Consider the following 17,167-nt stretch of genomic DNA (forward strand, 5'->3'; position numbering starts at 1 on the left):
ATGGAAACATTGATCATGACAGTAAAAGCAATCGCCGTTGACCCCAGTTCTCCTGATAATTTCGTAGAAATTACGGCTGAATTACCACAGCCCGGTGAGCATGACCTGCTGGTAGCCGTAAAAGCGGTGTCGGTTAATCCGGTGGATACCAAAGTACACGCAGGATTACGCCGAAACGGTCTGCAACACCCACGTATTCTTGGCTGGGATGCCAGTGGTGTCGTGATAAAAACCGGCTCAGGTGTCAGTAACTTCAACGTCGGAGATGAAGTCTGGTACGCCGGTGATATCACGCGCCCGGGCAGCAACAGCACCCATCAGTTAGTCGATGCCCGCATCGCCGCACACAAGCCCGCGTCACTGAACTGGGCTGAAGCCGCCGCCTTGCCGCTGACAGCACTGACCGCCTGGGAAGGGCTATTTGAGCATCTGAACATTCAGAATGCAGCTAAAGGTAAAACGCTGTTGATTATCGGCGGCGCTGGCGGCGTCGGCTCACTGGCGATTTCACTGGCTGCCCAACGCAGCGAGGTGACCGTCATCGCGACGGCGTCTCGTCCCGACTCTGCACAATGGTGCCGCGACCGTGGCGCAGATGTGGTCGTGGATTATCGCCATCTGGCTGATGATCTGAAAAAGCAGAATATTGAGCACGTGGATTACATTTTCTGCCTGAATGACACTGACGGTCACTGGGATGCCATTAGCCAGTTAATCGCCCCGCTGGGACATATCTGTACCATCGTGGAAAACACCCAGCCCTTAGATCAAAACGCACTGAAATTAAAAAGCGCGGCGCTGCACTGGGAATTCATGTTTACCCGCAGCATGTTTGCCACACCGGATATGGCCCGTCAGGGAGAAATTCTGCGTGAGGTGGCGCAACAGGTGGATAACGGTCTCTTGCAGGGCACGCTGAGCCAGACCCTGAACGGATTAACACCTGAAACGCTAAAACAGGCCCACGAAGCCATACTGAATGGTCATATGCGCGGTAAGCTCGTCATCACTCTGTGAGTGAAGGTCACCAGTAAAAGCGTCGGCATAAAAAAGCCAGCCCAATGGGCTGGCTTTGACGTTTTTCGTCGAACCGATCGGCTGCCACCGACCGGCTATTCGCCGCTTAGTACAGCAGGCGGGCACGAATAGTGCCGGGAATAGACTTCATCAGTTGCAGTGCGGTGTCAGCACCGTCCGTTTCCACATCGATAACCACATAACCGATGGTCGGGCTGGTCTGCAAATACTGTGCTGCAATGTTGATACCCTGCTCAGCAAAGATATTGTTAATCTGCGTCATGATACCCGGGCGGTTTTCATGGATGTGCAGCAGACGGCTGGCACGATCGCTGTGCGTCGGCAACGACACTTCTGGGAAGTTGACAGCAGACAAGGTAGAACCGTTATCAGAGTATTTCACCAGTTTCCCGGCAACCTCGATACCAATGTTCTCCTGCGCTTCTTCCGTTGAGCCCCCGATATGCGGCGTCAGAATCACGTTATCAAATTCGCACAGCGGCGACAGGAACGGGTCGCTGTTGGTTGCCGGTTCCTGCGGGAATACGTCGATAGCGGCACCAGAGAGGTGCTTGTTGGCAAGAGCGTCACTCAATGCCGGAATATCAACCACGGTACCGCGTGATGCGTTGATCAAAATCGAACCCGGCTTCATCAACGCCAGTTCGTTGGCGCCAATCATATTCTGGGTACTGTCGGTTTCCGGCACATGCAGACTGACCACGTCGCTCATATTCAGCAGTTCGGACAAATGACGAACCTGCTGGGCATTCCCCAACGGCAATTTGCTTTCGATATCATAGAAATAGACATGCATCCCCAGGCTTTCAGCCAGGATCCCAAGCTGGGTACCGATGTGACCATAACCAATGATACCGAGTTTCTTACCGCGCGCCTCAAAGCAGCCAACCGCCTGTTTGTGCCAGATACCACGATGTGCTTTAGCGTTAGCAGTCGGAATGCCGCGCAACAGCAGCAGCAGCTCACCGATAACCATTTCGGCTACGGAGCGGGTATTGGAAAAAGGTGCGTTGAAGACCGGGATGCCACGTTTGGTTGCAGCCGACAATTCAACCTGATTCGTGCCGATACAAAAGCAACCCACTGCCACCAATTTTTCAGCGGCGGCGAAAATGTCTTCCGTCAGATGCGTACGCGATCGAATCCCCACAAAGTGCGCGTCACGAATCGACGCTTTCAGCGCTTCCGGGTCAAGCGCCCCTTTATGGTATTCAATATTGGTGTAACCTGCAGCACGCAGATTCTCCAGCGCATTCGGGTGCACCCCCTCCAGCAGCAGGAACTTAATCTTGTCTTTTTCCAGTGATACCTTTGCCATTTCCCGACCTTATTTTCAGACTTCAGATATGACGGTTTGCAAACCGGTCTGTGCAAACATAACAAAAAATACGCAGGCGGCAATACAAACGATTGCCTTCGCGTTTTTTCTTACCCCCACCCGTCGGTGATTTCATGGCAAAAAATACTGCCAACCCTCAGCAAGACCAGACAGGGATGATGCGAAATAAGAAAAACTGATATTAAGTACCAAAAATGAGCCGTTAGAGAAAGTCGGATTTTTTAGATAAAAAAATCCGGCCACCGTTAGCGTGGCCGGACCTCTGCGAGAGATAACAACATGGCACTCTTTCATGGCACGTTTTCAGTGGGATGGTTTCAACACTATGATTTCAACACAATGGTTTCAACACTGTTGTGGCCAGAATAGGTTACGCCAGGAATAACTTATTTCAGGCGAACGGTTTTCACCCCGTCGGCGGTCCCCACCAGCGCGACATCCGCACCGCGGTTCGCAAACAACCCCACCGTTACCACGCCAGCCAGATTATTGATGCAGTTTTCCATCGCCACCGCATCCGACAGATCCATATTGTGCACATCCAGAATAATGTTGCCGTTGTCTGTGATAACCCCATCACGATACACCGGCTGACCACCCAGTTTGACCAGCTCACGGGCCACATAAGCGCGCGCCATCGGGATAACTTCCACCGGCAACGGGAAACGCCCCAGCACATCAACCTGTTTGGACGCATCGACGATACACACGAACTGACGCGCGATCGCCGCCACGATTTTTTCGCGGGTCAATGCAGCACCACCACCTTTGATCATCTGCATGTGTGGGTTGATTTCATCAGCGCCGTCGACGTAGACATCAAGCACATCCACGTCATTACAGTCAAAAACCGGAATCCCCAGACTTTTGAGCTTGGCGGTAGAAGCGTCAGAGCTTGAAACCGCGCCTTCAATTTGATGCTTGATAGACCCCAGTGCGTCAATAAAGTGCGCGGCGGTAGAGCCGGTTCCCACGCCAACGATAGTACCGGGGCGAACATAGTCGAGTGCGGCCCAACCAACGGCTTTTTTCAGTTCATCCTGCGTCATGATGTGCTTATGCCTGTAGCTACGAAAACGTGTGCGTATTATAGGGCAAGCCATCGTCAAAAGGAGAGCCTTGCCTGTCAGGTACGGTAATATTTCGGTCTCACGGCGGCAGGCTGGGCGATTTTTTTCGGCGATACCTCACAAAAATGTGGCATATTGCCAAATATAGTTTTTACGCAAAGGAATCTTCATCTTCATGAAACGCCCGGACTATCGCACGCTTCAGGCGCTGGACGCCGTGATCCGTGAGCGTGGCTTTGAGCGCGCCGCACAAAAACTCTGTATTACGCAGTCCGCCGTCTCGCAACGCATCAAACAGTTGGAGAACCTGTTCGGCCAGCCGCTACTGGTAAGAACGATTCCACCGCGTCCGACCGAACAAGGGCAGAAATTGCTGGCCTTGCTGCATCAGGTGGAATTGCTGGAAGAAGAGTGGCTGGGCAATGAAAACAGCAATGAAACCCCTCTATTGCTGTCTCTGGCGGTCAACGCCGACAGTCTGGCGACCTGGCTTTTACCCGCCCTGCAACCTGTACTGGTGGACTCCCCCATCAGGTTGAATTTGCAGGTGGAAGATGAAACCCGAACCCAGGAGCGCCTGCGCCGGGGTGAAGTGGTGGGGGCCGTGAGTATTCAGCCGCAGCCGCTGCCAAGCTGTCTGGTGGATAAACTGGGCGCGCTGGATTATCTGTTCGTCGCCTCGCCAGGCTTCGCCAATCGCTACTTCCCTAACGGGGTAACGCGTTCGGCGCTGCTGCGTGCGCCAGTGGTGGCGTTCGACCATTTGGATGATATGCATCAGGCATTTTTGCAGCAAAATTTCGACCTGCCGCCGGGTAGCGTCCCCTGCCACATCGTTAACTCATCTGAAGCCTTCGTACAGCTCGCTCGTCAGGGCACTACCTGCTGTATGATTCCCCATTTGCAGATCGAACGTGAACTGGCGAACGGCGAACTTATCGACCTGACACCGGGGCTATGCCAGCGCCGTATGCTGTACTGGCACCGTTTCGCGCCGGAAAGCAGAATGATGCGACAGGTGACTGACGCCCTGCTCACGCACGGACGCCAGGTTCTGCGTCAATCCTGAATTCGTCAGGCAGACTCGCTTACGCGGCGCCCTCAGGGCGCTCGCTGTAATTCAAACACCACATCAACCTGATCATCAAAGTGAATAGTCTGCTGTTCATACGTTTGCGACACCTCGCTTTGCGCAGCCATATTGGTGGTTTTGAACATACGCGCGGCCGGTATCGGCTGATAGTTGGCAACGTGGTAGCGAATGCTGTAAACCGGCCCCAACGTGGCGTTAAACCCAGAAGCTAACGACTGCGCCTGTAATGTCGCCTGCTCTATCGCTTTTTTACGTGCCTGCTCACGGTAGATATCCGGGTTAGACACCCCCAACTCCACCGCCCGGATCTCGTTAAGACCCGATTTGAGCGCCCCATCCAGCAGTTCATTGAGCTTATCCAACTGACGCAGCGTCACTTCCACCTGCCGCACCGCACGGTACCCTTTCAGGACCGAGCCGCCGTTCTTCAGGTAATCGTACTCCGGTTGGGTGCGCAAATTGGCCGCGTTGATATCTGTTTTGTCGATACCGTTTTTATCCAGAAAAGCAAAGTATTGTGCGACCCGATCATCCACCTGCTTTTTGGCGTCGGACACGTCTTTGGATGACACGCTAACTTCTATCGCCAGCCGGGCGATATCCGGCGTCGCATCCACACTCGCCGTACCGGAAGTCACAATGTGTGGCCCACTGGGTAGCTCATTGCCAGCCTGCGCCGTCAGTGACGACAAACCGAGCAGCATAGTCAAAACCAGAACGTTCAGCTTCACAGTATCTCCTTTGCGCGTGAATGAGTAACGAAGCCTACCCGGGGCAGGCTTTATTCACTATAGGCGAATGTCTGAATAGGTGAATGTCGGGATAGATGAATGCTGGAATACCGGCTATGCATCGCGAAACCCAATGCCAAATGCCCGCTTACGCCGCAGGCGGCGTAAATCCTAGCTCAAGGGAAATATTGCGGGCAGTTTCCCGTAAGGGGTCAACCAGCGTATCAATCCCCATCTGTTGCAGACGCGCCATCGACAGCGAAATGGAAACGGCATAGGCCACCCGGTGCTGAATATCAAACACCGGGGCAGAAATGCAGGAAACCCCCAACTCATTCTCTTCCCGGTCCATCGCTAACCCCTGGCGACGAATTTCCGCCAGTTCCTGTTGCATGGCGGGAAGCTCAACGATGGTGTTGTCGGTCAAAGGACAAATCGTGTTTTGATGGGTCCGCCAGTATTCTGCGGGGTAGTCCTCTGCGCCGTAGGCCATGAAAATCTTACCCATCGCCGAACTGTGCAAAGGCATATGCTGGCCGATGTAAGCGCGAGTACGCATCATGCCGGTAGTCGGTTCCAGCTTATAAATCAGAATCGCGTGATCATCTTCACGCGTTGAGAAGTTAACGGTCTCACCCACCGTCAGGTTCAACGCTTCAAGGTGCGGTGCCGCGACGTGCAACACATTCAACGACGAGAGCGCCTTCTGGCCGATAGCAATAAACTTGGTAGTCAGTCGATAACTGCCTGGCTGACGTGCAGGCACCACGTAACCACACCCGGCCAGCCCTTGCAACAAGCGATGGACGGTACTTTTATTCATGCCGGACAACTCGGCAATCCGCGCCAACGGGCATCCGTTGGGATAGTCGCTGAGTATTTCGATCAACTGTAAACCGCGAAACAGGCTTTGACTTCCCAGCGGCTTTTCCGCCTTCCCCTCGTCATCAATGCTTTGTTCATTTATCACGTCTGATCTTCCTCTCATTACGCCTGTCAGGACATCAACCTCTGCCAGGACAAAGACCATCATGAAACAGCATGTTATGCGATGCAATAGAGGAAATAGCTCACACTCCGCTACAGACAACAGCCGCAGGCATGAATCTACATAAAAAACTACAGTGTCGGAGCGCCCTGAGACCCCGTCTGCGCTGAAGACGTATGGTGCAAATGCACATCCATCTGTGGATACGGAATGCCGATACGGTGCTCATCCAATGCCCGTTTGAAGTTCTCCAACAGGTCCCAATACACAGCTGCCGCATCGCCATTACTGGTCCACACCCGTACCACAAAATTAAGCGAAGACGGCCCCATCTCATTGAGCCGAATAGTGACGCCGTTATCATGCAGGATACGGTTATCCGCCGCGACGATAGCGCCCAGCACATTTTTCACCACATCGATATCCGCGTCATAGGCCACGCCGACAATAATTTCAGTACGACGATTCGGCTCACGCGAACTGTTGATAATATTCCCTGCAATAATTTTGCCATTGGGCACCACGATGACTTTGCCGTCGGCCGTCAGCAGCGTGGTGGAAAAAATTTGCACCTGAGTCACCGTGCCCGCAATACCCCCCAAATCCACCGACTCACCGGTGCGAAAAGGCCGGAACATCACCAGCAGTACCCCAGCAGCAAAGTTCGACAGCGAACCTTGTAAAGCCAAACCAACCGCCAGACCGGCGGCACCCAATACCGCAATCACCGATGTGGTTTGTACACCCACCCGACTTAGCGCCGCTATCAGTGTGAAAGCAATAATGCCGTAGCGCACCAGTGCAGACAAAAAGTCAGCCACCGTGACGTCAATACCACGAGTGACCATCAGCCGGTTTAGCGTGTTCGCCATCATACGGGCAATCAGCATCCCAACAGACAAAATCACCAGGGAGGCGACGACATTCACGGCATACTGCAACAGAATATGTTGATTATTCACCAGCCAGCTCTGCAAGCGTCCCATGCTTTCAGCTACGTTGAGTTCTTCCATTTGTTCGCTCCTGTTAGCATCATTTGCATTATCGGTATGCAGATAAAATTAAGGCTCCCGTAGGAGCCTTAGTCAAATTATTACGTCGATAATTACAACCGGTTCAATCATCACAACCGGTTTGATAATTACAGCACGTCAACCGCGTTCAGTTCTTTAAACGCTTGTTCCAGACGCGCCACCATGGTCACCTGACCGGCACGCAGCCAAGCACGCGGGTCATAGTATTTCTTGTTCGGCTTGTCGTCGCCTTCCGGGTTACCCAGTTGACCCTGCAGATAGCCTTCGTTTTTCTTGTAGTAATTCAGGATGCCTTCCCAGGTCGCCCACTGGGTGTCGGTATCGATATTCATCTTCACCACACCGTAGCTGACTGCTTCGGCGATTTCTGCTGCGGAAGAACCGGAACCGCCGTGGAACACGAAGTCCAGGCTGTTGTGCGGCAGGTTGAATTTCTTGGAGACATATTCCTGAGAATTACGCAGGATTTTCGGCGTCAGTTGCACGTTACCCGGCTTGTACACGCCGTGTACGTTACCGAAAGAGGCCGCGATGGTGAAACGAGGGCTGATGGCGTTCAGTTTTTCGTAGGCATATGCCACATCTTCCGGCTGGGTATACAGCGCAGAGTTGTCCAGATGGCTATTGTCCACGCCGTCTTCTTCACCACCGGTGCAGCCCAGTTCGATTTCAAGCGTCATGTCCAGTTTGGCCATACGCGCCAGATACTTGCTGCAAATCTCGATGTTTTCTTCCAGCGATTCTTCCGACAGGTCGATCATGTGGGAAGAGAACAGCGGTTTACCGGTAGCGGCGTAGTGTTTCTCACCTGCATCAAGCAGACCGTCAAGCCATGGCAGCAGTTTCTTCGCGCAATGGTCGGTGTGCAAAATCACCGGAATACCATAGTGTTCTGCCATCTGGTGTACATGATGAGCGCCAGAAATCGCACCCAGAATTGCCGCCTGCTGACCTTCAGCTTTCAGGCCTTTACCGGCAGTAAATGCAGCACCGCCGTTGGAGAACTGAACGATTACCGGCGCGCGCACTTTGGCTGCGGCTTCAAGAACGGCGTTAATGGAGTCGGTACCGACACAGTTAACCGCCGGCAGTGCAAAGTTATTTTCTTTGGCAATGGCGAATACTTTCTGAACGTCATCACCAGTGATGACACCAGGTTTTACGAAATCAAAGATTTTAGACATGTCACGTGTCCTGTTTCGTTGGCCGTGGAGGGTTAGAGATTTGTCTGTTACTGCATTATCGTCGGCAATACCGTGACTGCCGACATGACTACCATTTGTTGCTGCTGGTATTGCTACCGGTAGCCCGGCTTTCACCGGGTTACCAGGAGGCGAGATATTCTCCCACCTCAAATGACTGACGAAAAACGCTTACTGACGAGCGCGTTCTTCCAGCATCACCACTGCCGGCAGTTTTTTGCCTTCCACAAACTCCAGGAAAGCGCCGCCGCCGGTAGAAATATAGGAGATCTTGTCGGCAATGCCGAACAGATCGATTGCCGCCAGCGTATCACCGCCGCCTGCGATGGAGAAAGCATCGCTGTTGGCGATAGCATTCGCCACAATCTCCGTCCCTTTACGGAAGTTCGGGAACTCAAATACACCAACCGGGCCGTTCCACAGAATCGTCTTGGCGTTTTTCAGGATATCAGCCAGACGTTCGGCAGAAACGTCACCCAGGTCCAGAATCTGTTCATCATCTTTAATGGCGGCCACGGATTTCAATGTCGCGCTGGCAGTTTCGGAGAATTCTGTTGCAACACGGACATCGCTCGGTACCGGAATATCACAGGTTTCCAGCAGTTTTTTCGCTTCTGGAATCAGTTCCGCTTCGTACAGTGATTTACCGACGTTATGGCCTTGGGCAGCAACGAAGGTATTGGCGATACCGCCACCAACGATCAGTTGGTCAGCAATTTTAGACAGTGAATCCAGCACCGTCAGTTTGGTAGACACTTTGGAACCACCGACGATGGCCACCATCGGGCGAGCCGGGTTACCCAGTGCTTTACCCAACGCTTCCAGTTCATTGGACAGCAGCGGGCCAGCACAGGCGATCGGTGAGAATTTGCCAACACCGTGAGTTGACGCCTGCGCGCGGTGTGCGGTACCGAACGCATCCATCACAAACACGTCGCACAGCGCGGCGTATTTTTTGGACAGCACTTCGTCGTCTTTCTTCTCGCCCTTGTTGAAGCGGACGTTTTCCAGTACGACCAGTTCACCTTCGGCCACATCAACGCCGTCCAGGTAATCTTTCGCCAGACGCACCGGTGCAGACAGATGGTCTTTCAGGTAGTTTACTACCGGCAGCAGGGAGAATTCTTCGTTGTACTCGCCTTCGGTCGGGCGGCCCAGATGGGATGTCACCATCACGCGGGCACCCTGCTTCAGGGCGATTTCAATGGTCGGCAGGGATGCGCGGATGCGGGCGTCAGACGTCACTTTGCCATCTTTAACCGGCACGTTCAGATCCGCACGGATCAGCACGCGTTTGCCAGCCAAATCCAGGTCGGTCATCTTAATTACAGCCATGGTGAATCCTCTTGTTGATTCTCTTTAAAGTTGCTTGAGTGAGGTGTCGGTTTCCCGGCACCGCCTATCAGAAACCGCAGGCCGCCATCGCCCATGTTGTATCCAACATCCGATTGGCAAAGCCCCATTCGTTATCGCACCAGACCAGCGTCTTGATCAGATGCCCTCCGCTGACCCGGGTTTGCGTCCCATCCACTATCGCGCTGTGCGGGTCGTGGTTGAAGTCCACTGAGACCAACGGCAAATCGGTATAATCAACTATACCACGAAATGTATTCTGCGCTGACTGGCGAAACAGCGTATTGATTTCACTTACGTTTACCGCGTTTTTCACGCTGACGCTGAGATCAATGGCCGTGACATTGATAGTTGGCACCCGCACCGAAATCGCCTCAAAACGGTCTTCGAATTTCGGAAAGAAACGGGTAATCCCCACCGCCAGTTTGGTGTCCACCGGGATGATCGATTGACTGGCAGCACGGGTACGCCGCAGGTCATGGTGATACGCATCGATCACCGGTTGGTCGTTCATCGACGCATGGATCGTCGTCACGGTACCGCTCTCGATGCCATACGCATCGTCCAGCAGTTTAATAATCGGAATAATACAGTTGGTGGTGCAGGAGGCATTGGATACCAGACGGTGAGCCGAGTGTAGATCCTGATGATTAACGCCATACACAATGGTGGCATCAAGATCTGGCGCACCGGGGTGGGAGAACAGCACTTTTTTCGCACCTGCCGCCAGATGGGCTTCACCATCGGCACGGCTACCGTACACACCGCTGCAATCCAGCACGATATCAACACCCAACTCGCCCCACGGCAGAGAACGAAGATCCGGCTCATGCAACAGGCGAATAGTGTCATCCCCTACCAATAAGCGATCGCACTCCTGACGGACATCCCACGAAAAACGGCCATGACTGCTATCGTACTTGAGCAGATGGGCAATCCCTTCGGCATTGGCCAGCTCATTAATCGCCACCACCGTGATTTCGGCTCGCCGACCGGATTCATACAACGCACGCAGAACGCTGCGACCTATACGACCAAAGCCATTTATCGCAATACGGATTGTCATGAAATTCCCTGTGTAGTGATAAAAGCATTGCGCGTTATAGGATAATCAGTACGCCACCAGGAATAAACCGCTTGTTGCACAGGACGTATCACCACGTAAAACCGCTGTATAACCTTGTTGCCAAACGCTGTCACACCAAAAACTGAAACGCTTCAGCTAGCATAAACGAATTGCCTGGCAAAAGAAATATGGCGGCAGGGCGGATACCAGAAGAGTGATCGGCGTCAAATAATTACCGCACAGTTTGTTCAACCCAAGTGTTAACCCCAGACTAGCAGGATCAAAAAAGGCCGGGAAACCATCCCGGCCTTACAAGAACTGCTAACTGCAGAACAGCGTTATTTCAGCAGCGCTTTCGCCTTCGCCACCACGTTATCGGTAGTGAAGCCAAAGACGTCGAACAGTTTTTCTGCTGGTGCGGATTCACCAAAGCTTTCCATACCGACAATCGCGCCATTGAGGCCAACATACTTGTACCAGTAGTCAGCGATACCGGCTTCGATCGCCACACGGGCGCTCACAGCTGACGGCAGCACCGCTTCACGATAGGCAGCATCCTGTTTGTCGAATGCATCGGTAGACGGCATGGATACCACGCGCGCTTTAACGCCTTCTTCGCTCAGTTTCTGCCAGGCAGCAACCGCCAGTTCGACTTCAGAACCGGTAGCGATAAGAATCAGCTGCGGCTGGCCGCCGCTGTCTTTCAGCACGTAAGCCCCTTTAGCGACATCAGCCAACTGCTGAGCAGTGCGTTCCTGCTGCGCCAGATTCTGACGAGACAGAATCAACGCTGTCGGGCCGTCTTTACGCTCAATGGCGTATTTCCAGGCTACCGCGGTTTCAACCTGATCCGCCGGGCGCCAGGTACTCATGTTTGGCGTCACACGCAGGCTGGCCAGTTGCTCTACCGGCTGATGGGTCGGGCCATCTTCGCCCAGACCGATGGAGTCATGGGTGTAGACATAGATGCTGCGCACTTTCATCAGTGCTGCCATACGCACCGCATTACGGGCGTATTCCACAAACATCAGGAACGTTGCGGTGTACGGTACAAAACCGCCGTGCAGCGAAATACCGTTGGCAATGGCAGTCATGCCAAATTCACGTACCCCGTAGTGGATGTAGTTACCTGCCGGGTCTTCATTCAGCGCTTTAGAACCAGACCAAATCGTCAGGTTGCTCGGTGCCAGGTCGGCAGAACCACCCAGGAATTCTGGCAGCAGCTTGCCATAGGCTTCCAGCGCATTCTGCGAAGCTTTACGGCTGGCGATCTTGGCCGGGTTAGCCTGCAGTTGTTCGACAACTTTAGTCGACTCGGCCTGCCAGTTAGCCGGCAGTTCGCCGTTCACGCGACGAGTGAATTCAGCAGCCAGTTCCGGATAAGCGCTGGCATAGGCATTGAACGCCTGCTGCCAGGCAGCCTCTTTGCTCTCACCGGCTTTGCGAGCATCCCAGGCGGCATAGATATCAGCCGGGATTTCAAACGGACCGTATTTCCAGCCCAGTTGCTCACGGGTCGCAGCGACTTCAGCATCACCCAACGGTGCGCCGTGGGAATCATGGGTACCGGCTTTGTTCGGAGAACCGAAACCAATCACGGTTTTGCACAGCAGCAGCGACGGTTTGTCGGTGACGCTCTGCGCTTCTTTGATAGCACGCTGGATGGCATCAGCATCATGACCGTCAATACCACGAACCACATGCCAGCCATAGGATTCAAAGCGAGCAGCGGTATCATCCGTGAACCAGCCTTCGATATGGCCGTCGATGGAAATACCGTTGTCATCGTAGAACGCAACCAGTTTACCCAGCTTCAGGGTACCCGCCAATGAACAGACCTCATGTGAGATCCCTTCCATCATGCAACCATCACCCAGGAAGACATAGGTGTGATGGTCAACGATGTCATGGCCCGGACGGTTGAACTGTGCAGCCAGCGTACGTTCGGCAATCGCCATACCGACTGCGTTAGCGATACCCTGCCCCAACGGCCCAGTGGTGGTTTCCACGCCCGGTGTATAACCCACTTCCGGGTGACCCGGCGTTCTGGAATGCAACTGGCGGAAGTTTTTCAGTTCTTCAATCGGCAAATCATAACCCGTCAGATGCAACAGGCTGTAGATCAGCATGGAGGCATGACCGTTGGACAGCACGAAGCGATCGCGGTTAGCCCAGTGCGGGTTGGCCGGGTTATGGTTCAGATGGTCACGCCACAGGACTTCAGCGATATCAGCCATACCCATTGGTGCGCCGGGATGACCTGATTTGGCCTTCTGCACGCCATCCATACTCAACGCACGGATAGCATTGGCAAGTTCTTTACGAGAGGACATGCTTTACTCCAGATCGGATTGAACAGTTGCCTGTCGAACATAAAACATATGAATCAATGTGTTAGCTCAAAAAGGCAAAGAAAAGATATTCACAAATGTACATGAAAACCCAGCCGATTGCACATGGAACAGCAAGCGGAAAAGACGCACGAATCTGCTGACATGCAGACCGTATAGCAGGCTTTCCTTTTCATCGGGGCGGTTTTATCTGCCTTAGCTCACACGATGTAGCAGCTTTACCTGTTTACGCCCGCCCGTTTTCGCCACCATAACACCACCGAGATGCCATCTGCACGGCCTTCTTTGAAGAGGCACCGATAAAAAAGGCATCCGGTCAGGATGCCTTTGTAACGTGGCTCATTAGCGAAAAATATCCACGACGGTAAGTCAGTACTGATTAATGCGCGGCAGCCTCATGCCCATGCAAACGGTGACGGGTCACCATCCCTAACAGGAAGCACATGACGAATACCACAAAATAGAGCGCGTTCGCGGTCACCAGCGCAGCATGTACGCCAAAGTGCTGCACGATCGGCCCAGTGACGATAAAGGTCAGCATGGTTCCCACCGTTCCGCAGGTCAGAATGAAGTTGACCAGTTTCGGCGACGGCACCTTGGTCTGCTGGGAGCCCAGAGTAATCAGCGTGGTATAGATAGCGCTGGAAATGAAGCCCAGGCCAAAAATGAAGTATTTCAGCAGATGAGGCTGATCGCTGCTGACAAACAGGTACATCGCACCGGTAGCCAGCACAGCCAGCACAGTCACTACGCGCTGCAAGTCAAAGAACTTAAGCACAACGCTGAACACCCACATACCAATCATGTACGACGTCCAGAAGCTACTGACCAGTTCCCCGGCATCACCAATGCTCATACCAAAGGATTTGGTCACGTATTCCGGCACCCACTGAATAAACGCCAGTTGCCCCAGGATATAGCACAGCGCCGCGATAGACAGGAATACCACGCCCATGCCCCATTTTTCCGCCTCAACAGGCGCGCTCTGGGTGTTGGCTTTTTCCGTACCGATAGCAGGAAAATCAGACAACAGCGTCAGAACCAGAATCGCCACGTACAACAGCCCGATACAGGCATAAATCCAGTACCAGCCGAAATGACGGGATAACAACGCCGCCGCCACAATCGGGAAAATCATACCGGCCATACTGAAAAAGGAATCGGTAAATAGCAAGCGGGCACCACGCTGACGCCCGGAGTAGAGCTGGGTAATCAGAAAGGTGCCGATCGACATGGTGATGCCGCTGACCACACCCAGCGTAAACATACAGGCAGAAAACACCGCCAGCGATTTACCCACGAACAACCCGATGACCGACAGGACAATCAGTATAAAACCGAAGACCAGCTGTTTCTTCAGCGGGAAAATATCCATCAGCCAGACATTCAGGAAAATGGACAGCAAAATACCGGCATTCAGAAACGTAAAGGTATTACTCATATTGGCTATCGGGACATTGAAGTACTGGGCGATATCGCCCATGACCATGCCCGTGACGATAACCAGCGCACCGGTCAGCGCATAAGAAAAGCAGCTGGTAAAAAATAACCGCTGACGATTGAGATCAGACATATATCCTTCCTGTCATCAAATAGGAAAAGCGCAGGCGATACCCGATTCGGGTATCGACGTTGCGCCACAACGTTGTCATCAAAGTGTTGCCAGGCCGCACACACAAAACGGCATGCTAACCGGAAAGCGTCATTCGCCTTACTACACGCCGTACTACACACAACCAGACGTGCGATTTAATAAAAAACTGACGTACGGTGTAATAAACACAGACATACCACACCGCACTCAGTATGGCTGCCACGCCCGAAAAAGAAAAAGGTTGAGTGCTTATTGGCACTCAACCTTTTCTGGCGAGAGATTACTCGTCTTCCAGATAAGTATAACCGTATAACCCGGTTTCAAACTCATCAAGGAACTGTGCCTGCAATTCCGGCGCCAGATTGGCTCCCTTTACCTGATCGCGGAAGCGAGACATCAGCACATCCGGGTCAAGCTGCACATATTCCAGCATATCGGCCACGGTGTTGCCTTCATCCGACTCTTCCAGCTCAACCGTCCCATCCTGGAATACAAACACATCCACAGTCGACGTATCACCAAACAGGTTGTGCATATTGCCGAGGATTTCCTGATACGCCCCCACCATGAAAAATCCCAGCAACGGTGGGTTTTCTGGGTCATAAGGCGGCATCGGCATCGTTGTGGCAACGCCATCGCCATCCACATAGTGATCGATAGTACCGTCAGAATCGCAGGTGATATCAAGCAGTACCGCGCGACGCTGCGGCGGCTTGTCCAGCCCTTCGAGCGGTAACACCGGGAATAACTGATCGATCCCCCAGGCATCTGGCATCGACTGGAACAGCGAGAAGTTGACATACAGCTTATCCGCCATACGTTCCTGCAGTTCGTCAATAATCGGCCGGTGCGCGCGGTTACTCGGGTCAAGCTGCTGCTGAAGGCGCTGGCAGATATTCAGATAGAGCTGTTCCGCCTGTGCACGCTGGGTCAAATCCAGCATACCGTGGGTGTACTGGGTGTGGACATCATTCAGGTCCATCTGGCTGTCGTGCAGCCATTCACGCAGCGAACGGCGGTTGCCCGGCTCCTGAATTTCCTGCCAGGTGCTCCACAAACTTTCCAGCGCACGCGGCGCGTCTTCATCCGGTGCCGTCGGCTCGCTAAATTCGTTACGCTCTACCCCGATGATATTGGATACCAACACGGTGTGATGCGCGGTCACCGCACGCCCGGACTCGGTTATCACCATCGGATGCGGCAAGCCATATTCATTACAGGCGTCGCCAATTCCCCAAATAACGTTGTTGGCGTATTCGTTCAAGCCGTAATTGACCGAACAGTCGGACTGCGAACGGGTGCCTTCGTAATCGACGCCCAATCCACCACCGACGTCAAAACACTGAATATTGACGCCCAGTTTATGCAGTTCAACGTAAAAGCGCGCCGATTCACGCACGCCAGTGGCGATATCACGAATGTTCGCCAGTTGTGAACCCAGGTGGAAGTGCAGCAGTTGCAGGCTATCGAGACGGTTGGCGTTGCGCAGCAGTTCCACCAGTTGCAGTACCTGTGTCGCGGCCAGGCCGAACTTGGACTTTTCACCACCGCTCGACTGCCATTTGCCGGAGCCCTGCGATGCCAGACGCGCACGCACGCCCAAACGCGGTACCACGTTCAGACGCTCGGCCTCTTCCAGCACCAGCTTGATTTCCGACATCTTTTCAATGACCAGATAGACCTTGTGACCCAGTTTTTCGCCGATCAAGGCCAGCCGGATATACTCACGGTCTTTATAACCGTTACAGACGATAACGGTACGGGTCATACCCGCATGGCCCAATACCGCCATCAATTCCGCTTTGGAGCCCGCTTCCAACCCCAACGGCTCACCGGAATTGATCAGGGATTCAATGACGCGGCGATGCTGGTTAACTTTGATGGGATAAACCAGAAAATAGCCGCCTTCATAACCGAAAGACTCACGCGCGCGTTTGAACGCGGCATTAATAGAACGCAGGCGGTGTTGCAAAATCTGCGGGAAGCAGAACAGCGCAGGCAGACGCTGATTATCCTGCTGGCGGGTTTTTACCAGTTTGGCCAGGTCGACACGCGCCTCTGGCACGTCCGGATCCGGGCACACGCTGATGTGACCCAGCTCGTTGACGTCATAATAATTATTGCCCCACCAGGCAATATTATACGTTCTCAGCATCTCGCTGGCGTCGCGGTCATTCATGGCTACCTCCTGCATGGAGCGCAGATGATCGTGTTTACCCGCCGCTGACGAGTACGGTTGAATCATATCGTCAGACATGGCGATCCCCTTCTTCCACTTTTAGATGAATAATCACATTTTTTCCCGCAA

The 17,167-nt window shown here is 53.3% G+C and carries 13 protein-coding genes; 2 read left to right on the top strand and 11 right to left on the bottom strand.

The annotated features are described in order from the left end of the window. Window positions 1-15 precede the first annotated feature (15 nt). Entirely contained in the window at window positions 16-1,017 is a 1,002-nt protein-coding gene (locus tag DZE2538_RS16960; RefSeq protein ID WP_038917215.1) for a zinc-binding alcohol dehydrogenase family protein, read from the top strand. 106 nt (window positions 1,018-1,123) lie between these two features. On the opposite strand, the gene serA is transcribed toward DZE2538_RS16960, so the two are convergent. Together serA and rpiA are read right to left on the bottom strand one after the other, a co-directional pair. Then, window positions 1,124-2,356: a phosphoglycerate dehydrogenase gene (gene serA / locus DZE2538_RS16965; protein ID WP_019843328.1), complete on the bottom strand. Its 1,233-nt coding sequence runs from the start codon at window positions 2,354-2,356 to the stop codon at window positions 1,124-1,126. A gap of 407 nt (window positions 2,357-2,763) precedes the next feature. Then, complete coding sequence (rpiA, locus tag DZE2538_RS16970) at window positions 2,764-3,426, bottom strand: ribose-5-phosphate isomerase RpiA (protein WP_012886245.1); 663 nt, start codon at window positions 3,424-3,426, stop codon at window positions 2,764-2,766. A 196-nt stretch (window positions 3,427-3,622) separates the two neighbouring features. Here rpiA and DZE2538_RS16975 point away from each other — a divergent pair, with 196 nt between their 5' ends. After that, window positions 3,623-4,516 carry a LysR family transcriptional regulator ArgP gene (locus tag DZE2538_RS16975; RefSeq protein ID WP_016940682.1) on the top strand — a complete coding sequence of 298 codons (894 nt, stop codon included), beginning with the start codon at window positions 3,623-3,625 and terminating at the stop codon, window positions 4,514-4,516. Between the two features lie 32 nt (window positions 4,517-4,548). Here DZE2538_RS16975 and DZE2538_RS16980 read toward each other — a convergent pair whose 3' ends face one another. The 9 genes from DZE2538_RS16980 to speA all read right to left on the bottom strand — a co-directional run bounded on the left by DZE2538_RS16980 (window position 4,549) and on the right by speA (window position 17,116). After that, window positions 4,549-5,271, bottom strand: coding sequence for an oxidative stress defense protein (locus tag DZE2538_RS16980; RefSeq protein WP_038916844.1), 723 nt, complete (start codon window positions 5,269-5,271; stop codon window positions 4,549-4,551). 148 nt (window positions 5,272-5,419) lie between these two features. Then, window positions 5,420-6,223, bottom strand: coding sequence for an IclR family transcriptional regulator (locus DZE2538_RS16985; protein WP_274518138.1), 804 nt, complete (start codon window positions 6,221-6,223; stop codon window positions 5,420-5,422). Between the two features lie 167 nt (window positions 6,224-6,390). Next, complete coding sequence (gene mscS, locus DZE2538_RS16990) at window positions 6,391-7,272, bottom strand: small-conductance mechanosensitive channel MscS (RefSeq protein ID WP_019843324.1); 882 nt, start codon at window positions 7,270-7,272, stop codon at window positions 6,391-6,393. A gap of 128 nt (window positions 7,273-7,400) precedes the next feature. Beyond that, window positions 7,401-8,477, bottom strand: coding sequence for a class II fructose-bisphosphate aldolase (gene fbaA / locus DZE2538_RS16995; protein ID WP_023640816.1), 1,077 nt, complete (start codon window positions 8,475-8,477; stop codon window positions 7,401-7,403). A 189-nt stretch (window positions 8,478-8,666) separates the two neighbouring features. Beyond that, the gene (gene pgk, locus DZE2538_RS17000; RefSeq protein WP_012886251.1) at window positions 8,667-9,830 is read right to left on the bottom strand and encodes a phosphoglycerate kinase; all 1,164 of its coding nucleotides are present in this window, start codon (window positions 9,828-9,830) and stop codon (window positions 8,667-8,669) included. Window positions 9,831-9,897: 67 nt separating this feature from the next. Beyond that, on the bottom strand, window positions 9,898-10,914 hold the full coding sequence (epd, locus tag DZE2538_RS17005) for an erythrose-4-phosphate dehydrogenase (protein WP_038916845.1): 1,017 nt from the start codon (window positions 10,912-10,914) through the stop codon (window positions 9,898-9,900). 338 nt (window positions 10,915-11,252) lie between these two features. Further along, window positions 11,253-13,247: a transketolase gene (gene tkt / locus DZE2538_RS17010; protein ID WP_012886253.1), complete on the bottom strand. Its 1,995-nt coding sequence runs from the start codon at window positions 13,245-13,247 to the stop codon at window positions 11,253-11,255. A gap of 397 nt (window positions 13,248-13,644) precedes the next feature. Then, complete coding sequence (tsgA, locus tag DZE2538_RS17015) at window positions 13,645-14,838, bottom strand: MFS transporter TsgA (protein WP_019843321.1); 1,194 nt, start codon at window positions 14,836-14,838, stop codon at window positions 13,645-13,647. Between the two features lie 301 nt (window positions 14,839-15,139). Then, a complete protein-coding gene (speA, locus tag DZE2538_RS17020) occupies window positions 15,140-17,116 on the bottom strand; it encodes a biosynthetic arginine decarboxylase (protein ID WP_016940691.1) in 1,977 nt (658 codons plus the stop codon). Window positions 17,117-17,167: the final 51 nt, after the last annotated feature.

Origin of the sequence: Dickeya zeae NCPPB 2538, assembly GCF_000406165.1 — a bacterium.
Classification (GTDB): Bacteria; Pseudomonadota; Gammaproteobacteria; order Enterobacterales; family Enterobacteriaceae; genus Dickeya; species Dickeya zeae.

What these genes read in the sequence shown, in the direction of transcription:
- DZE2538_RS16960 (WP_038917215.1), top strand. Translation starts at nt 16, where the DNA reads ATGACAGTAAAAGCAATCGCCGTTGACCCCAGTTCTCCTGATAATTTC.
- serA (WP_019843328.1), bottom strand. Translation starts at nt 2,356, where the DNA reads ATGGCAAAGGTATCACTGGAAAAAGACAAGATTAAGTTCCTGCTGCTG.
- rpiA (WP_012886245.1), bottom strand. Translation starts at nt 3,426, where the DNA reads ATGACGCAGGATGAACTGAAAAAAGCCGTTGGTTGGGCCGCACTCGAC.
- DZE2538_RS16975 (WP_016940682.1), top strand. Translation starts at nt 3,623, where the DNA reads ATGAAACGCCCGGACTATCGCACGCTTCAGGCGCTGGACGCCGTGATC.
- mscS (WP_019843324.1), bottom strand. Translation starts at nt 7,272, where the DNA reads ATGGAAGAACTCAACGTAGCTGAAAGCATGGGACGCTTGCAGAGCTGG.
- fbaA (WP_023640816.1), bottom strand. Translation starts at nt 8,477, where the DNA reads ATGTCTAAAATCTTTGATTTCGTAAAACCTGGTGTCATCACTGGTGAT.
- pgk (WP_012886251.1), bottom strand. Translation starts at nt 9,830, where the DNA reads ATGGCTGTAATTAAGATGACCGACCTGGATTTGGCTGGCAAACGCGTG.
- epd (WP_038916845.1), bottom strand. Translation starts at nt 10,914, where the DNA reads ATGACAATCCGTATTGCGATAAATGGCTTTGGTCGTATAGGTCGCAGC.
- tkt (WP_012886253.1), bottom strand. Translation starts at nt 13,247, where the DNA reads ATGTCCTCTCGTAAAGAACTTGCCAATGCTATCCGTGCGTTGAGTATG.
- tsgA (WP_019843321.1), bottom strand. Translation starts at nt 14,838, where the DNA reads ATGTCTGATCTCAATCGTCAGCGGTTATTTTTTACCAGCTGCTTTTCT.
- speA (WP_016940691.1), bottom strand. Translation starts at nt 17,116, where the DNA reads ATGTCTGACGATATGATTCAACCGTACTCGTCAGCGGCGGGTAAACAC.